Annotated in this window: 12 protein-coding genes; 6 read left to right on the forward strand and 6 right to left on the reverse strand. The window is 41.5% G+C overall.

Annotated features, from left to right (window positions below; genetic code table 11):
• Positions 1 to 138: 138 nt before the first annotated feature.
• The 3 genes from RMY16_RS08985 (at position 139) to RMY16_RS08995 (ending at position 4229) form a co-directional block, all read left to right on the forward strand.
• Positions 139 to 999 (forward strand): hypothetical protein, encoded by an 861-nt coding sequence (locus tag RMY16_RS08985; protein ID WP_322736087.1) that lies wholly within the window; start codon positions 139 to 141, stop codon positions 997 to 999.
• Between the two features lie 91 nt (positions 1000 to 1090).
• A complete protein-coding gene (recG, locus tag RMY16_RS08990) occupies positions 1091 to 3616 on the forward strand; it encodes an ATP-dependent DNA helicase RecG (RefSeq protein WP_322736088.1) in 2526 nt (841 codons plus the stop codon).
• Between the two features lie 265 nt (positions 3617 to 3881).
• Positions 3882 to 4229, forward strand: a complete 348-nt coding sequence (locus RMY16_RS08995) for a hypothetical protein (protein ID WP_322736089.1) — start codon at positions 3882 to 3884, stop codon at positions 4227 to 4229.
• 227 nt (positions 4230 to 4456) lie between these two features.
• Here RMY16_RS08995 and RMY16_RS09000 read toward each other — a convergent pair whose 3' ends face one another.
• A complete protein-coding gene (locus RMY16_RS09000; RefSeq protein WP_322736090.1) occupies positions 4457 to 4720 on the reverse strand; it encodes a hypothetical protein in 264 nt (87 codons plus the stop codon).
• A 360-nt stretch (positions 4721 to 5080) separates the two neighbouring features.
• Complete coding sequence (locus RMY16_RS09005; protein ID WP_322736099.1) at positions 5081 to 6022, reverse strand: glycosyltransferase family 2 protein; 942 nt, start codon at positions 6020 to 6022, stop codon at positions 5081 to 5083.
• 278 nt (positions 6023 to 6300) lie between these two features.
• On the opposite strand from RMY16_RS09005, the gene RMY16_RS09010 reads away from it, so the two are divergent.
• On the forward strand, positions 6301 to 8640 hold the full coding sequence (locus RMY16_RS09010) for a PhoX family phosphatase (protein WP_322736091.1): 2340 nt from the start codon (positions 6301 to 6303) through the stop codon (positions 8638 to 8640).
• A 930-nt stretch (positions 8641 to 9570) separates the two neighbouring features.
• Positions 9571 to 11733 carry a PhoX family phosphatase gene (locus tag RMY16_RS09015; protein ID WP_322736092.1) on the forward strand — a complete coding sequence of 721 codons (2163 nt, stop codon included), beginning with the start codon at positions 9571 to 9573 and terminating at the stop codon, positions 11731 to 11733.
• A 105-nt stretch (positions 11734 to 11838) separates the two neighbouring features.
• Here the strand turns inward: RMY16_RS09015 and RMY16_RS09020 are convergent, their stop codons facing one another.
• Entirely contained in the window at positions 11839 to 12384 is a 546-nt protein-coding gene (locus tag RMY16_RS09020) for a PEP-CTERM sorting domain-containing protein (protein WP_322736093.1), read from the reverse strand.
• Positions 12385 to 12706: 322 nt separating this feature from the next.
• The gene (locus tag RMY16_RS09025) at positions 12707 to 12967 is read right to left on the reverse strand and encodes a hypothetical protein (RefSeq protein WP_194043036.1); all 261 of its coding nucleotides are present in this window, start codon (positions 12965 to 12967) and stop codon (positions 12707 to 12709) included.
• Positions 12968 to 13451: 484 nt separating this feature from the next.
• On the opposite strand from RMY16_RS09025, the gene RMY16_RS09030 reads away from it, so the two are divergent.
• Entirely contained in the window at positions 13452 to 15521 is a 2070-nt protein-coding gene (locus tag RMY16_RS09030; protein ID WP_322736094.1) for a tetratricopeptide repeat protein, read from the forward strand.
• Between the two features lie 32 nt (positions 15522 to 15553).
• Here the strand turns inward: RMY16_RS09030 and RMY16_RS09035 are convergent, their stop codons facing one another.
• Both RMY16_RS09035 and RMY16_RS09040 read right to left on the reverse strand, forming a co-directional pair.
• A complete protein-coding gene (locus RMY16_RS09035; protein WP_322736095.1) occupies positions 15554 to 16399 on the reverse strand; it encodes a hypothetical protein in 846 nt (281 codons plus the stop codon).
• Between the two features lie 131 nt (positions 16400 to 16530).
• Positions 16531 to 18024 carry a DUF1565 domain-containing protein gene (locus RMY16_RS09040; protein WP_322736096.1) on the reverse strand — a complete coding sequence of 498 codons (1494 nt, stop codon included), beginning with the start codon at positions 18022 to 18024 and terminating at the stop codon, positions 16531 to 16533.
• Positions 18025 to 18424: the final 400 nt, after the last annotated feature.

The following is an 18424-nucleotide window of genomic DNA, read 5'->3' on the forward strand; positions in this document are numbered from 1 at the left end:
CTTGGCCTGTCTTTTATTTAGTAAAAGACGTGAAATATCGCATTTAATTTAAAATATAAAATTCTCTGAAAAGTTATCCTAAAATAAGTTTGTACATTTGTACTATGTAATGGTTCAGATGGGCAAGAGCGAAAAAATATGGCAAGAGCAATCGAGCGAATTGAGCAGGATATTGCAGCACTCCAAGAAGCGATCCGCGCGATCGCAATCGAACTACAAAGTGCTTATGCTAGTTATCTAAATACCTTGGGACTAGCTGTACGCAAACAGTTGATTCTCGCAAGTTACCATCTTTGTACCCAAGGATATCCCGAAAACTTTTTGCATTTGTCATTGAATCAGCGCCAACAATTGCAACAAGCTATTCGTAAGTTGGGTCAACTGGCAGCTGAACAATTGCTCATTTATCTCACAAGTGAAGAATCAGGGGAAGATGAGGTGGATGAGATGGATGAGGGAGATGAAATGGATGAGGTGGATGAAGAAATAATACCTTCTTCATCTTCACTATTTCTGGATACTTCTAATTCTCAGTATCTCACTGCCAACACCTCCGATCCTATAGAACTAGCAAAATGGCAACAAAAATTAGAAGAGGTTGCGCAAGAGATACTGAAAAAACTTTCGCATGATGCTAATCTTTTGTTACAAAAAGCTGGAGTATTGCCAAAAAAATTACCAGAGCCGATTTTAGCAGCAGCAGCGGCAGCATCAGAAGCATCTGCTGAGGTCATGCCAGGGCCACCCAATTTATTAAACTTAGTAATTGAAATTGAAAATGAGCAACAGTCAGAAGATTCTGGACTGACTCAAATTATGGCTATTAACTTGCGGCTAGGAGAAATTGAATTTGCTGATGTGACACTTTCCTCCGATCGCAAGCGAATCCGCAGTATTTTAGTTCAACTAAACAAACTAGGACGAGAGTATAAAAAGAGATATAAAGAAAAGGCGATCGCTGAAGCGGAAGCTGCATGGCGCGCTAGTTGGTTTGAATAAAGTTATGAGTTATGAATTATGAGTTATGAGTTATTTATTCTTAACTCCTAACTCCTCACTCCTAACTCCTCACTCCTAACTCTGCTGACCAATGACTAATGAAAAACCAGATTGGATACGATTGCACAAAGCCTTGGCAATAGAAGCTGAACGTGGCTTTACAGACTTGATGGGCAGAGAATATCGTTTCAGTGAATTTCTGAGCCTAACTTTGGGCAAATTCCCAACAGGCTTACCCCAAATTGAACGCCGCCGTTGGCAAGGATTAGCAGTGCAATTTGCTAGTTATCCACATCTAGCACTGGAAGAAAGGCAGCATTTAGTAGCAGAGACTCGTAGGTATCTTTCCCAACTACAGCAAGAGAAGCAGGGGAGCAGCACTTCGGCTACGCTCAGTGACCGAGGGGCAGGGGAGCAAGGGAAAACTTATCAATCCAAAGTTCAAAATCGTTCGACTGAGCGTAGCCGAAGTCCAAAATCTCCAATTGTTACTGAGGTGAGTCGGAGACTTGCACCGAAAATTGAGCAAAAGCTCAGTGATTTACCAGAAATAGGTCTTAAAAAAGCTGATAATTTGGCACGGCTTGGTTTACATACCGTCCGTGACTTGCTTTTCTACTATCCTCGTGACCATATTGATTATGCGCGTCAGGTGAATATCCGCGAGTTACAAGCGGGTGAGACGGTGACAATAGTGGCAACTGTAAAGCGTTGCAACTGCTTTACTAGCCCTAAAAATCAGAAATTATCAATTTTAGAATTGGTAGTAAAAGATAACAGCGGTCAAATCAAAATTGGCCGTTTTTACGCAGGTACGCGCTTTAGCAGTCGCGCTTGGCAAGAAAGTTTAAAACGCCGTTATCCAGTAGGTAGCATTCTGGCAGCCTGTGGATTGGTGAAAGAAAGTAAATACGGCTTGACATTGGATAATCCAGAATTAGAGGTTTTGGCAAGCCCAGGAGATACGATTGAGTCGCTAAATATTGGGCGGGTAGTACCAATTTATGGACTAACTGAAGGCGTGGTGGCGAATACAGTGCGACAGGCGGTAATTGCTGCTTTGCCTGCTGCTGCTAACCTGAAAGATCCTTTGCCAAGTGGTTTGCGGCAGAAATATGGTTTGATGGAATTGAAAGATGCGATCGCTAATATCCATTTTCCCAGTGATAGCGCCGTCCTACAAGTTGCCCGTCGTCGCCTAGTTTTTGACGAATTTTTCTACCTGCAACTTGGGTTACTGCAACGTCAACAGCAAGCAAGAGCGATTCAAACCAGCGCCATCCTTGTCCCACGCGGTCAACTTGTAGAGAAATTCCACGAAATACTGCCTTTTCAACTCACTGGCGCACAGCAACGAGTTCTCAACGACATTCTCAACGATTTACAAAAACCTGTGCCAATGAATCGTTTGGTGCAAGGTGATGTCGGTTCTGGTAAAACAGTCGTCGCCGTGCTGGCTATCCTTGCAGCAATTCAATCTGGCTACCAAGCGGCGCTGATGGCTCCCACAGAAGTTTTGGCAGAACAACATTATCGCAAGTTAGTTAGCTGGTTTAATCTACTGCATTTACCAGTGGAATTACTTACAGGTTCGACTAAAGCTGCTAAACGAAGACAAATACATTCTCAGTTAGGAACTGGTGAATTACCTCTGTTAGTGGGAACCCATGCCTTGATTCAAGACCCTGTAAACTTTCAGCAATTAGGGTTAGTAGTCATAGATGAACAGCATCGCTTTGGGGTAGAACAACGGGCACGTTTGCAGCAAAAAGGCAATCAACCTCATGTGTTAACTATGACAGCAACTCCTATTCCTCGAACCTTAGCACTGACGATACACGGGGATTTGGATGTGAGCCAGATTGATGAATTACCACCGGGACGGCAAAAGATTCAGACAACAGTATTGTCAGGTCAGCAACGCAACCATGCTTATGACCTCATCCGCCGAGAAATTGTCCAAGGTAGACAAGTGTATGTAGTTTTGCCATTAGTGGAAGAATCAGAAAAATTGGATCTGCGATCGGCTGTTGACGAGCATCAAAAGTTACAAGAAAGCGTTTTTCCCGATTTTCAAGTGGGGCTGCTGCACGGTCGTATGAGTTCAGCCGAAAAGGATGAATCTATTACCAAATTCCGTGATAACCAAACGCAAATTTTGGTTTCTACTACAGTTGTTGAGGTAGGTGTAGACGTACCTAATGCTACAGTAATGCTCATTGAAAATGCAGAGCGATTTGGACTATCGCAACTGCACCAACTGCGGGGGCGTGTCGGTCGGGGTGCGGCTCAATCTTACTGTCTGTTAATGAGCAGTTCTAGAAGTCCTGATGCTCAACAACGGCTGAAGGTATTAGAACAATCTCAGGATGGTTTTTTCATCTCTGAAATGGATATGCGTTTTCGCGGCCCAGGGCAAGTACTGGGAACTCGTCAATCTGGAGTGCCAGATTTTACCTTAGCGAGTTTGGTTGACGATGAGGAAGTTTTACTTTTAGCGCGGCAAGCAGCGGAGAAAATAATAGAGATGGATGCAACTTTAGAGCGCTGGTATTTGATGAAAGAAGAGTTGAAGTATCGGTATGAACGATTGATGGGTGGAGCGATTTTGACATAGTATATAATAATTCTGAAGTAGAAGACTAACCCGCCTTAACCATCCCCTAACCCGCATAACCCTTTGATTTCCTGTAGCGATCGCTTTGGGGAATTGTGACTTAGTGGGGTTATCCTAGTAGAAAATCGCGTTATTTGTATTAGGTTTGTAGTGCTAGCGATAAAATAATTTAACTATCACGCCGCCCTAAAAACAATATTTATCGCTGTTTGAGGATATTGAATCAAAGGAGAAAGTAAAATTGTAGGAGTTAAATACAAGGAAAATGACTGATACACCCGAATATTTCCCTAACCGAATAGACCGTATTGAACAAATAATCTTGGGGTTGGCACAAAGACAAACTAGTACACAAGAACAATTAGACAATTTAACCATTAGACAAGCTAACACACAGGCACAACTGGATGAACTAAGCCAAGAAATGAGAGAGCTAACCAGTAACGTTGACCGTGTTTTGGGTCGTAGTGCGATTTTGGATGATGTGTTACTTGAATTACGTGATAGCCATGAACAACATCAACGTAATTTTGAAGAACATCAGCGCACCACAAACGCTGCATTACAAAGTCTTGAGTCAATATTGTTGCAGTTGATCAGAAATAATTCTTGAAATGCGATGGTAAGAGTTAAGACCGCAGGTAGCGTGTAAGAGTACCTACGGTTAAACTTAAGTTATTTAGTATCCTCTTTATCCTTAGATGTTTGCAGCAAATGTCTGACAATACCTTTGGCTGTGTAAATTTCTTGAGTTTGTAGGGTACAGCATTCACGGATCTACAGGCACTAAACAGGCATACGGCGAACAAGGTGCGATCGCTCTTGAAGGAATTAATTTTATTACTCTCTAGCTTGCCTCAATTGTAGATATTTCTGTAAACCTTTATGAGTCAAATAAATCGGGTCTACGTCATTAAAAACTTTAGCTGTAAATGAAATTAAATCACTCTCTTTTAATAACACCAAAGTTTGCTCTAACTCAAGATGACCAAGACCTGCGTTATCATAAATCAAATGATAAACCGTTAGTTTAGGATTTTCTTCAGAGCTTTGGATCAATTTAGAAGCAATATCAAAAACTTTCTCTATCTGATTGAAGTCCATATTTATTACATTTAACTATATCCAACATTATCGGTAATAACTTATATAAAATTCTACGTCAAGCTATATGAACACTAAGGGATCTAATGCATAGTTGAGGATGACTTGCGGCAACTGCCAGAGAACAGTGCGAGTGAACCCACACTCTTAAGCGTAAAACCTGAGAACATACGACGCCTACGCGAGTTGATGAATAATTCTGAAGTTGACGACTAACCACGCCCTCGCCACACGCCCTAAAACTAGCCAATAACGTTAAGTTGACACCAATGATTGCAATACGCCCTTACAACCGATTCATCTGTTGCAAAGTTTTTTGAAAATGGTATTAGACCTAGCTCTGCACTCCTCACTATTCAATCACGATACTTGCTGCATTTCGGCATAGGCTTGATAAACACCCTTCACGTTATACCAGTTGAGGAAAATTCGGGCAATTTCTAAAGCCAATTGTGGTTTACCTAAGTTAATTAGCCATTGCAATAACGGAGCCATTGTCCGTTCATTTAACGCACCGTTAAGTGACAAAATTCCCCAAAGTAACCGGTGCAGCCAAGTCATTTGAATCATCATTCGCACTTCCCATGTAGGATGCTTTTGATAAAACAAAACTCCCATCCGTCCGCGTTGAATTTCTTGGTCAATCAATCGGGGAATTTGCTCTAAGTTAAATGCTGGATGCCAGTGATATCCTACGGCTTCTGGACATTTAATTAGTGTCAAACCTAATTTTTTCAGCCGCACACCTAATTCTAAATCTTCCCAGCCATAGAGTTGAAAACTAGTATCAAAAAGTCCCGCTTTATCTAACCAATGTTTAGGAATTGCTACATTTCCAGTAGCAAAAAAAGCTGCTGAAAAATCTGTGACTTTGTAGGGTTCAGCAGTTGGATTGTTGAAATTACAAGTATTAATAACTGCACCGTAAGTAAAAAAGCGATCGCTCCCCAATTTCTCTTTCCCCTTTACTAGTGCTTCAGCATGAGCTTGCAGGAAATTCTTCAGCACTACTAAATCGCTATCAATAAAGATAATTGTGTCTCCCTGTGCCTGTTCTACCCCCAAATTCCGAGCCGCAGCTGGGCCAGCATGATCTTGCTCAAACCAGCGCACATGAGGAAACTCTTCTTTGTGTGCTGCCAACCACTCCAATGTGCCATCAGTAGAACCATCATCTACCAAGACAATCTCGTAATCAGTAACTGAATTTGGCTGACTTAACTCCTGCAACTCCAAGGCGCGGAGGCACTTTTCTAAAATCGGTTGGCGATTATAAGTCGGTATCACAACGCTGAAAAACACAGTCTCACCCACAACACTATTGATTTATCCATCTCCAGGATAGGACAGATGGGACGCTGACACTGTTCCTTACTTGATTTGGGCTAAGGAAATAGTAAGAGGTGATAATTTTTAGTTAATTCATTTATAACCTCAGCTTAATCATTTTCAACTAAAGTAAATAATAAAATAATTATTTTTTTATTATTAATAATTTATTAGGTATTTAAAATACCACAAATTCTTAAAAATTAGAGTTGATTTCTACTATTTTTTCCTGTCACACAGAGGAAAGTTGAATGTCTAAATTAAGCCGGAGAGAACTTTTAATATTTTTTGCTGGCAGTACTGGTGCTGCTATTTTGGGAGACAAACTCCTAAATACTTTTGCTAGAGTTGCAGAAGCAAAAACGCCCAGTATCAGCTTTACACCTATACGCCTACCACATCCCCTACCAATTTATGAACAACAGAAAAATTTCTTGCCAACAGGAATTGGTCAGGGAGAAGTAGTTAATGCATCTGCGGATATTAAGTTAAGTAGCTATAACGTTATTGATGATGTGGTAGTACCGCCAGAGTACGAACGTTATGTAATTGTCAGTTGGGGCGATCGCGTCTTTCCCAACAAAGATGATTATTTCGGTTACAACAACGATTTCACTGGGTTTATTCCCCTTAGTAAAACTGATAATGTCGGGTATTTATGGGTGAATCATGAATACGTTAGTTTTCCATTTTCTAGTTTAGTAGTAGAAGATTCATCCGATCTGAAAGGACTACCCGATGCATTTGAAAACGTAATTGGTTGGGCTTTACCCTCCAGCAAAAATATTGAAGTTGAAGGGGAATTTTTATATAATCAAGGCGGCTCAATTGTTCGCATCTCTCGCCAGAATAAGAATAAACGTTTTGCTGTAGTCAAAGATGCCAAAAATCGCCGCCTTCATGGTCTTTCTGGGTTGGGTATCAATAGCCAACGCAATGATGATTACAAAAGTATCACAGCTTGGGGAAGTCGCAATCATCAAAAAGGTGACAAAAATTATTTAATCGGAACTGGCCCAGCTGCAACCCAAGTTTTTAATCTTTCTTCTGATGAATTGGGCAACAAAATTATTGGTACAGCTTTCAACTGTTCTGGCGGTAAAACTCCTTGGGGAACAATTTTATCTGCGGAAGAGAACTTCCAAAATAGCGTTACAGAAGGAGTCAAAGCTAATGGTACTCAGACAGATTATACAGAGAAAACTATCGGCAAGACTTTTGGATTAGTTGGCGAAAAATACGGCTGGATTGTCGAAATTGACCCTAAAAATCCGAAATTTCGTCCCCGCAAACACACTTCGTTGGGTCGTTTTCGCCATGAAAATGTTGCCCTACGCGTTGAAAAAGGCAAAAAATTGGTTGCTTATTTGGGTGATGACAGACGGGGGGGACACACTTGGAAATTTGTCAGCGCAAACACTATTTCTTCACCCACCAGTAAAACGAACAGTAGCTTATGGGAAAAGGGAACTTTGTATGTTGCCCGTTACAATCCAGACGGTACAGGTAAATGGATACCGTTACTTTTAACTACCGCTACCAATCCAATTACGCCGACAGTTCTATCTTCCGTAGAATTTGCTGCCTTGCAGAAAGTACAAAAAGAAGGTCTTTTACCACTACCGAGACGCAATGGGATTGCAGGTGAAACCAAAGATGGTGGTACATTTAAATGCGATCGCACTAACGAAGCAAAAGCACTACCTGATTATCAAAATAAGAAACTCTCTGACTTCTACTCTAGCCAAGGTGCTGTACTTGCCGACGCCTTTTTAGCTGCAAATTTAGTTGGGGGAACTCCCACAGCGCGTCCAGAAGATATAGAAGTGCATCCAACCACCAAAGAAGTCTTTATTGCCTATACTGATGGTGCGCCGGGAAGCGATGGTTATCCTGATTCGCGGATTTTTCAAGTTGCCAAGTTAAGTACAGATACCAAGGCGACTCAGCAATCAGGAGGACTGTACAAAATTATTGAAGATAGTGCCGATGCCACAGGTTTAACCTTCCGGTGGCAGAGATTTGCCCAAGGCGGCGAAGCCGGTTCAGTTAATGGTGCTGGTTTTGCCAACGTTGATAATCTAGTTTTTGACAATCAGAGAAATGTTTGGGGTGTCACAGATATGTCTACCGGCACTCACAATGGTTTTAATGTAGGTGCTGAAGGTAAGCAAACCAAAATCGATCATACGGCTAGCGGTAATGTTTCTGATTTTACCGGAGTATTCGGTAATAACTGGCTGTTTTATATCCCGACCAGTGGTGCAAATGCCGGACAGGTAATACCATTTGCTCATGGGCCAGTGCGTTGTGAGATGACCGGGCCAAGTTTTGTCGGAAATACACTGATTATTTCAGTACAACATCCTGGTGAAGATTGTCCAATTAACGATGGCACAATGCTGAGTCGCAGCATTGAATTACTAGATTTGAATGGTAGTACATTTAATCAAACTCGGAGTTTACCTCGTGGCAGTAGTTGGCCGAGTAATATCTCAAAAAATGATGGTGGTAAGGAGCAAGCTACAGGTATTCCCCGACCATCTGTAATTGGTATCCGCCCGAAAAATTCTCGCAGTAAGTTTATTTAAGCTGATATTTTATAACACTCTCAATTAGCACCATTACCCGCCTAAAAATTTATTCTTAAGCGGTTATTATATCTGCGGTAATATATCAGCTTTGACTCACATATTACATTATTTTTAATAACTTCATTTTGTAGGATAAAGACTGTTTATTGATGCCGAAGACCTTAATTTTTATGTTTGTGTTATTACCCATCATACAGTTATTATTTGTCGAAATTTAGTCTCAGATAGCCATCTGTATTTATCAAACACAATTCATTCTGAATTATAACCGCAAAAGCGTATAGCACAAACCCTGAGAGCAAGTCTACCAATGTCTGAATAATTCGCTTTACAGCAGTTTTCATATATTTGAACCACACCTGTCTTAGGGGCGCAAGACCTTGCGCCCCTACTGCGTGGTCTATCTACCTGAAAATAGCTGTAATACCTATTCACTAAAATTATGAAACAGATGTAAACCCTGAAAGGCAAGTATCTCTAAGTTTTTTAATCGCGTTAGCGGAGCGGGGCGTTAGCCCATTGCGAATTGTGAATTGGGAATTGGTATAAAACCCCTACCAAATTGAAAGTTTGCTGGTCTTCAATCAGTCGGAGATTCAGACCCGTGACTCTGAATTCTTCTATTATCGAAAACATATTCTTATTAAAAAAAGTTATTGATAAATTCAAATTAATCAATATATAACCTGATGTTAATACTTAGTAACTAAATTAAGGGAAACATGACTACTTTAGTCTGTGTAAGCAAAATTAGACAGTCTTAATTTGTTATTCATTGCTATTTATTAGCTGTTAAATATGTGTCAAATCTCAATAAAAATCTAAGTAATTGTTGTAAATATATAGAGTTTTTATTTACCAAATTACTCATGTTATTGAGAAATGAACTGAATAGCAACCTCGTAAGCCTTAAACGGAGAACAAAGAATGAAAGGACGCTCTCACCCTAAAAACAATTTGACCCTCAACCCATCTGGTAACGAGTCAATTCGTGATGTGATTGACCGCGTTAGCTTGAGTCGGCGGCGGTTCATCATGACGGCTGTGGGTACGTCGGTGCTAACTGTTGTGGGCGATGTTTCCATCGGTGGCTTTCTCCAAAGTGTTGATGCAGCCCCAATTCCCAAGGGAAAGGGATTTGCTGGCATAGGCTTCAAGAGCATCCCACCAAATCTACTCAACCCAGCTACTGGACTACTGGAAAAGGATCTTGTCAGTGTTCCTGAAGGTTATACAGCCAAAGTACTGATTGCTTGGGGAGATCCGATCGCGCCTGGTGGCCCGACTTGGCTACCAGACGCTTCTCAGGATGCGGCTGCTCAAGAAAAGCAGTTTGGTATGCACAATGACGGTATGTACTACTTTCCTTTACAACTAGGGAATGTTGTTGGTCGGACAGTAAGTTCACAAACAAGATCACTAAGGGGCTTTGTAAATAAGCCAATTAATACTGGTCTACTGTGCGTCAACCATGAATATACCCAGGAATCAATTTTGCATCCAGATGGTCTGGATGTAGTCACAATTGCCAAGGTACGGAAGTCTCAGGCTGCTCATGGTGTGTCTGTTGTAGAAATTTCTAAAAATGGCAATGAGTGGAGTTTTAATCGTAATTCGTCTTATGGTCGCCGCATTACTGCTAACACTGAAATCAGAGTTTCGGGGCCTGCGGCTGGCGATGCCTTGTTAAAGTCGAAGAAGTTTTCAATTCGGCCAACTGGCTCTGTTGACACTGGCACACTCAACGACGGCTACACTGCTTATGGCACAATCAACAACTGCGCCAACGGTCACACACCTTGGGGCACTTACTTGACCTGTGAAGAGAACTGGAACGGCTACTTTGCTAATCCCACAGGAGATGTAGTTGCAATTGAGGGCATCGAAAAGTCCGATATTTTGGCAGGACAAAATCGCTACGGCATTTCAACATCATCTAGCTATCGCTGGCCGGAGATTGATCCACGCTTTGATGCCAGCAGCAACCCACTTGAACCCCATTTATTTGGTTGGGTGGTCGAGATTGATCCCTACAATCCGCAAAGCAAACCAGTCAAGCGCACTGCCCTTGGTCGGTTCAAGCATGAGAGCGCTCAGGTTGTGGTTGACGACAATAAGCGTGTTGCTTTCTATCAGGGTGACGACGAGCGCAACGAGTATATCTACAAGTTCGTTTGTGCCCAACCTTTCAATCCCGGAAATCGTTCTGCTAACCGCGATTTGCTCGATAACGGTGTTTTGTACGTTGCCAAATTCAATGACAACGGTACTGGTGAGTGGATTCCTTTGGTGTACGGTCAGCGTGGTTTGACACCAGAAAATGGTTTCAGAAGCCAAGCTGAGGTGCTTATCAAGACAAGACAAGCTGGCGATCGCGTCGGCGCAACCATGATGGATCGCCCAGAGTGGGTAGCTGTGCGTCCTCGGATTGGTGGATATAAAGAGATTGAAGTCTATTGCACGCTGACCAATAATACTCGTCGTGGCACAACCCCAGTTTCCTCCAACCAACCAGACGGCACAACAGCAGCAGGCGGTGCGCGTCCTCCCGTGAATCCTCCCAACCCACGCCCTGACAACCGTTACGGTCATATCATTCGCTGGCGCGAAGATGGACGCAGCGTTACAGCTACAACTTTTAAATGGGATATTTTCTTTGAAGCTGGCGACAAAACTAGACCCGAAGCAAATCTCAAAGGCAACATTAAAGGTGACGATTTAAGTTCACCAGATGGTCTCTGGTTCGACGACTTCGGTCGCCTCTGGGTTCAGACCGACCATGCAGGTGATGGTCGTGGTGACTTGACAAACATCGGTAGCAACACTATGTCGTGTGCTGACCCCAATACCAAACAAGTTAGGCGCTTCTTGACTAGCCCTACGGATTGTGAAGTAACTGGTATTACTAGTACACCCGATGGCAAAGCAATGTTTGTCAACATCCAACACCCAGGTGATAGTGGGAATGCCTCGAATCCCACGCTATCGAGCAATTGGCCTAACAGTCAAGGTTATGGCCCATCTGGTCGCCCACGTTCATCAGTGGTAGTAATTACCCGTAATGACGGTGGCGTTATTGGTGGTCTTTAAAGACTATGGGAACAGATTAATTTAGCGAAGTCTTTTAAATACTTTTAAATTACCTTATCCTTGCCCGTGTTTAGGGTCAAGGATAAGGTGATTGACTTATACCTATTAACCCATAACTTTTGTTGCTCTCTTCTTGCGTTGCATCCACAATCCCATAACAGCAGCAAAAGCCGTACCACCAAGAGCTAACGGTTCGGGTACTTTAGCGTAGCTTACAGTACCTACTTGTGTTGCATTTACTGATTGGTTAATCACAAAAAATTTGTTGCCTCCTACATCTGGAGTATTGGGATCGCCTCCGATCGCAAATTGGTCTGCAACAAAATAGCTTAATCCCAGAATTTTGCCATTATTAAAACTGGCTATAGGAAAACTGTTAAAATCAGTATCATCTACATCTGTATAGTTAGTGCCTAAGTAGTTGAATGCCACTGCTAATCCATTCTCCACTCCCAATGTCTCAAGACCTGTATTGGTTAAGGTCGAGTCATCATACCGAAAAGAGCCAAAATACTGACCGGGGCGATCGCCAGATGTTGCATTTACAGTGAAATCATAATTAACTAAGGCAGCTTGCGTCGGTTTAACAACAGCAGCAACCGAGATAGCAACAGCAAAAGCCGCCATGCTAATATCTTTAGCTAATTTCATCAAAAAAAGCTCCGAAACTAAAAAATGAATAATTCTGTAATTTCACTTAAATAAACTTTTAACCAATGCATATAGGTTAAGAAACAACCAACAAAAGATGATCTTTGTTAAATCTTTAAAGTTGTTAGATATATATAAATTTTGTGTAAACTTATTTCAATATTTACAGTAGGTTATGTTTTGAGTTGGGGCATAGGCGTAGCCCTGACATATAGCAATCCTATCTAAGCTGTGAAAATGAACAAACCACTTTTTCTGCGAAATGCCAAGAAAAGAAAAAGAAGTTTTCACATCTGATTTAGGACTGCTATAGTTGCGAAAATTAGGCATGGAGATTTGCTTGTTCCTGCAACCACGGATCTACAGGTTGTCCATCTTTGCGGCGTAATTCAATTTCCACAACCATCACTTCTTTGGAACCAGGAGGTGCAGGTTTTTTATGGAAAATAATATCATAATCTTCTGGATTATGTTTACGTTCTTTCAACCATTCCTGTACCTTGGTTGTGGCAAAAAATGATTGCCCTTGCTCAAACATTCGGGTAATCTGCAATTGCAGTGTGTAAGGATTTATGCGACCCATTTTCTACCGCCTTTGTTAAGTTAATTTGAGAACAAGTAGTCTACTGACCATAGATAATCTAATGTTAATGCGAAGTAACCACAGATGACACTTCCCATACAGCTAGAACTTCCAGTTTCAACACCCTGTTATCTGTAAAAATACAGTCCGAACCTTCTTCAGTGGATGGTCTAAGAAAGCGTCAATGCTTTCGCATTTTGTCTTTCACTGGTTGATAAATTATTATTTTTACTGCTTGACTTTCACCATCTTTAGCAGTATTCACAACGTAGTAATGTTATAGTAGTACATCACCAAAAAATGTCACAAACTTGACTGTACTCTCCGACTAAAGTTGTACGTACACTCAGGGCGAGGAAACGGATTAGTTAAGGATTGCTCAGAATTTTACACTGCCTCTACAACATTTAACCACTTAATTCTGTTATAGATTGGAGAGAGGCGCGTCGCTTCAAAAACTGACCAACAGACTCAGATGGTTGTTATGCAGAGCAAAAATCAAGCTGTTTTCGCTTTAATTGGAAAAAGCACTACTGTATTTTTACCCTTATTGTTATCCATTGGAATCGCCAGTGGACAATCTGCACCATCACCCAACCCAGCATTAACTCCAACTCCGGTGTTATCGAATTCAGAACGGGAAGAATTAGTACGACTACGAGCAGAAAAACGAATTCAACAGCAAGTTCAATCTGATTTTAAAAGCACTTTTAGTCGCACAACTATATTACTCGATATTTGGCTAGTTATACTAAGTCTCTTTCCAGTCGCAGTCATTGCTTTGTTATGGCTGTTGCGCCGGGTGATAATCCGAGAAATTGTTGATAGGGCAATGCAACAAGTCCAGAGAATGGAACAATTACAAAATCAGCTAACCACCGTTAAACAAGAAGCTGAAAATATTATTCAAGATGCAAAAAAAATAAATTCTGAGTTAGAACAGGAAGCAACTGCTTTACAACAAAAAATTAAAAATGAACAAGAAAATGTATCTATTCTGATATCCGATCTAGATTTAGCTAAAGTGCAGGTTTTAAGTAGATTAGAAGCGGAACTAAAAAAATCTCAAGAAAATATAGAAAATTTAGAGTCAAAATTTGCTTCGGGGTTATCTAAGTTAGAGTTTGATGCTCAACAACAAAAAGATATAGCACTGGAGAATTTAGGAAAATTAGCATCTGCGATCGCAGAAGAACTGTCTAAGTTAAAGTTAGGTGTGCAACAACAGCAAGAGTTAGCCATTGCTGATTTAGAAATATCAAAGTTTGAGTTCATATCTCAACTTTCTGGATGGCAGTCTGATGCTCAACAACAAAAAGATATAATTTTTGAAAGTTTAACAAAATCACAGTCAGAATTTGTAGAAAAGTTATCCGAATTACAGGTTGATGCTCAAAATAAAAAAGAGATTGCCGTTGACAGTTTAGGTATATTTGAGCGGGAACTTAAATCTCAATTATCTGAACTACAGGTAGATGCTCAAGAACAAAAAAATAAAATTATTGCAAGTTTAGAAGTATTGCAGTCAGAATTTAAATTGCAATTATCTGAATTACAAGTTGATGCTCAAAAATCCCAAGAGCTAATCATTGAGAATTTAGAAAAATCTGGCTCTGAGTTTAGTTCGCAGTTTTCGGAATTACAATGGAATGCTCAACAACAAAAGATTCTCATTTTAGAGAAATTAGAAAGATTAGAAACGGAGTTTGTTTCTCAACTTTCTGAGTTACAATTGGATGCCCAAGAAAGAAAGGATCTGATTCTTCAAGAACTAACTGAAATTACGCCGGAATCGATTCTAGAAGTAGTTAATTCTGAAGTTGAGCAAGAAAGACAGGAACAGCCACAACAACCAGAATTCACTGCTGATGAGTATGTAAAACAGGGAGACGATCTGTTTTCTCAAAGGCGCTATGAAGATGCGATCGCAGCTTACAACCAAGCAGTGAAAATCCAACCTGATGAACCTGTGAGTTGGTTAAAACGTGGTTTAACTCTGGGAAGGTTAAAACGCTACCAAGATGCGATCGCATCTTATGATAAAGCGATTGCAATTCAGCCAGATTATCATCAAGCTTGGTGCGATCAGGGCGTTGCTTTTGGGAACTTACAACAGCATCAGCAAGCCTTTGCCTCATTTGATAAAGCTACACAAATCAAACCTGATGATGCCATTGCCTGGTTAAATCGCGGTCTTTCTCTAGTAGCATTAGAACAATACGAAGAAGCAATAGTCTCCTTTGATAAAGCGCTAGAATTCCAACCCAATTCTCCCAAAATCTGGGATAAACACGGTTATACATTGGTAAGATTGGGACGCGATGATGAAGCGATCGCCAGTTTTAACAAAGCCTTAGAAATTAAGCCAGATTATGCCAGTGCCTATTACAACAAAGCAGCCTGTTACGCACTGCAAAGACAAGTTGACCGATCTCTGTTAACTCTACAACAAGCAATTGAACTTAATCCTAAGTATAAAGAAGATGCAGCAACTGACCTCGATTTTGATGATATTGCCGACGATGAGCGCTTTAAGCTGTTAGTTGCAGAATAAAATGTCATTTGTCATTTTTCATTTGTCATTTGTCATTTTCCCCCTGCTCCCCCGCTCTTCTGCTCCCCTGCTCCTCTGCTCCCCCACTCCTCTGCTTTCCTGCTCCCCCGTTCTTCTGCTCCCCTGCTCCCCACACCTGGGTTATGTTCGCTAGACATAGCTTTGAGTTTAGATGTAAAAGAATCAGAGCGATCGCTTGTTTCGGGAGTAAATTGCCCGATTGGGGCATGAATAGGAGCAGGTGGGAGCAGTTTTGGCTGTCGTTGATGATGGTTTTGTGATTGGGAAGGCGCTGGGCTTTCTTGTGAAGTTTGCCTCTGGCTGACAGCAGATAATCGCTCAAGGGTTGCCGAAGAGGTAAATTTCCCAGAAAGCGGAGACTTCAAGACAGTTTTATTGTCTCTATCTTCCTGCTTTCCTTCTTCTTCACTCAAAGATGTCTTTGGTTCATAACTTTTCAGTTGGAGAGTCGTTGTATTGCTGTGTTGATAGCCATTGCGAATCTTAGCTGGTGGTAATTGAGGACTCGTCACTTGCTCTAAAGTGGGTTTTCTCTTGGCTGGCGGTAGAGCTGGCGCAGCCGATGAGGTTAAGCTTTGGGGAAATTTGCTACAAATCATCCGTTCAAATTCCATGTTGAAATGATATGTAGCCTGATCCCGGCGCTGCCAAAATACTAAAATTTGCTGCACGGAAACCGCTTTATAACGACCTTGATATAGTGCCTCAATCACTGCCAGGTGTAGCCAATTAAGGGGGTATTGCGTTTGCCAACGCTCAACTAGCTCATTGGCACTATACCCACTGAGATCGAAACTATAGTTAATTAATAAGGCGATCGCCAAGTTGGCAGAGGTGTCTGGAAGTGTTGTTAACATGGGGCTATTAGCTTTAGGCAATAGGTCTAAGATTTGTCACCCATCGCATATTAGCCTAGCGTGCTTTTAACTACATGGTTTATTTTTCCAAGAGTTGTCAGCCGATAGGCAAGTGTTCCCTATTTTACTTGTCAACTTCTAGAATGCAACCCCACATAGACTGATTTAATCGCAGATGTTCGCCCAAGGGCGACTAATGCCTGATAAACCATCGCTGCAACTTCGGCGCGTGTTGCTAAACGTAAAGGTGCAAGCACTTTCGGATCTGGATAGTTGACAACAATTCCCCGTTGTGTGGCAGTGGCAACGGCTGTCCGGGCGTAGTCGGGAATGGTATGATGATCGCTATATATTTCTAAAACATCACGATCAACAGCTGGTAGTCCCAGTCCGTTGACTAGGGAGACAATCACCTGTAGCCGCTGCACACTTTGATCGGGGCGGAAAGTGCAATCGCTAAATCCACCAACAAAGCCACCGCTAGCCGCGATTTGGATAGCGCTATAAGCCCAAAAATCCTTGGGTACATCCGTAAAATCAGGAGATGGGATTTTGGGAAATGGGTTAAAAGCGATCGCCACCATTGTTGCATATTGGGCGCGAGTCATGGGTTTATCTGGCTGGTAGCTACCATTAACAAAAGCATGAGTTAAATCCATGCTCACTAATGCTTGAATAAATGGTTCTGCCCAATGTCCATCTAGTTCGGAAGATGGGAATTGTGTCAAAGCGTGTACTCGATTAGTTGGGAGTAATTCTACCAAGCCCTTGACTAGAGCAGGATTTAATTGATTACCTACGGAAATCAGCTTTTTTGTAGTGGCATTATATAAATCAAATTCACTATGATCCCGAAAAATATTATCACCTGGATCTTCGGTATTACCCAAATCGGGGACTGCATTGCCATTGACTAATAAACCACCTTGGGTATTGTTAGTAATCAGATTTTGACGTAGCACAGGTTGGGCATTGCGAGAAAGTGCGATCGCTGTGCGATTTTCTGATAATTTATTATTGGCGATCGTCGGAACGGCAAAGTCACTAATTGCTATGCCTAAAGGGTTTCTTTGAAATACATTCCGCAGTACTTCTCCCTGGCTATGACCTGCCATCACTAACCCGCTAGCAGTATTTTGCAAAAATATGTTATCTAAAATTGCGGGTTTGGCAGTACCAGTGGTAAACACACCTTCCCGCCCACAGTTGCTCAAAGTATTGTTACTTAAAGTAGGCGTAGCTGATTCAATCCAGATACCAGCACCTTTGGCTGAGGGATTAGTGACAGTTACACCTAAAAGATTGGCATTATCTACCAAGAGCAGCGTAATATTTTGTATACCAAAACTGGGACTTTGATACTCACCACTCCCAGAAATTACAATTCCTGCACCTTTGTTAGCTTCATTACCCACCACTGTCACTCCTCCAGAGACGATCAGTGGAAATACCTCGCCACTAGCGGCGTTGTAAGTCCCCGGCTCCAGATGAATTATCGTCAGGATTTTGGTTACTTTTAAAGCACGGGTGAGGCTTTTAAATGGACTCAACCGTGAACCAGTATTGCTATCATTCCCTGTCATAGGGTTGACATAGAGTGTGACGACGAGGGTAGAGTTCACCATTGATAGTTGAGAGTCAATTGTTTTAATTATGACAATCGTAAATAACACTACTTGTAGCAAACTTTTTCACAGTAGTATCTTTGTGTATAGAAAATATATCCACCTGACTTTTTCTGGCAAGCAGATCGTGTGTACACACAAGTCTGAAATAACTGATTAACTGGGATTTTACCTCACCCTAAACCTCCCTTTATAAAGGCTATCGTGTACACACAAGCCGAATTTCTTCTTAAATTCCAAAGATTACCTACTTAATCGCAGTGATGGTTGAGTGGGGTAAAACTAAAGCTAAAACCTTAGTAAATCAGGTTTCAGGTGAGGTTTTGAGAATTTATGCAATAAATATATTGAATTCGGGTAGTCGTTTATTGAATTCGGGTGGTCGTTTATTGAATTCGGG

This window comes from Nostoc sp. DedQUE12b (assembly GCF_034530835.1).
Taxonomy (GTDB): domain Bacteria; phylum Cyanobacteriota; class Cyanobacteriia; order Cyanobacteriales; family Nostocaceae; genus Nostoc.

What these genes read in the sequence shown, in the direction of transcription:
- RMY16_RS08985 (WP_322736087.1), top strand. Translation starts at nt 139, where the DNA reads ATGGCAAGAGCAATCGAGCGAATTGAGCAGGATATTGCAGCACTCCAA.
- recG (WP_322736088.1), top strand. Translation starts at nt 1,091, where the DNA reads ATGACTAATGAAAAACCAGATTGGATACGATTGCACAAAGCCTTGGCA.
- RMY16_RS08995 (WP_322736089.1), top strand. Translation starts at nt 3,882, where the DNA reads ATGACTGATACACCCGAATATTTCCCTAACCGAATAGACCGTATTGAA.
- RMY16_RS09000 (WP_322736090.1), bottom strand. Translation starts at nt 4,720, where the DNA reads ATGGACTTCAATCAGATAGAGAAAGTTTTTGATATTGCTTCTAAATTG.
- RMY16_RS09010 (WP_322736091.1), top strand. Translation starts at nt 6,301, where the DNA reads ATGTCTAAATTAAGCCGGAGAGAACTTTTAATATTTTTTGCTGGCAGT.
- RMY16_RS09015 (WP_322736092.1), top strand. Translation starts at nt 9,571, where the DNA reads ATGAAAGGACGCTCTCACCCTAAAAACAATTTGACCCTCAACCCATCT.
- RMY16_RS09020 (WP_322736093.1), bottom strand. Translation starts at nt 12,384, where the DNA reads ATGAAATTAGCTAAAGATATTAGCATGGCGGCTTTTGCTGTTGCTATC.
- RMY16_RS09025 (WP_194043036.1), bottom strand. Translation starts at nt 12,967, where the DNA reads ATGGGTCGCATAAATCCTTACACACTGCAATTGCAGATTACCCGAATG.
- RMY16_RS09030 (WP_322736094.1), top strand. Translation starts at nt 13,452, where the DNA reads ATGCAGAGCAAAAATCAAGCTGTTTTCGCTTTAATTGGAAAAAGCACT.
- RMY16_RS09035 (WP_322736095.1), bottom strand. Translation starts at nt 16,399, where the DNA reads ATGTTAACAACACTTCCAGACACCTCTGCCAACTTGGCGATCGCCTTA.
- RMY16_RS09040 (WP_322736096.1), bottom strand. Translation starts at nt 18,024, where the DNA reads ATGGTGAACTCTACCCTCGTCGTCACACTCTATGTCAACCCTATGACA.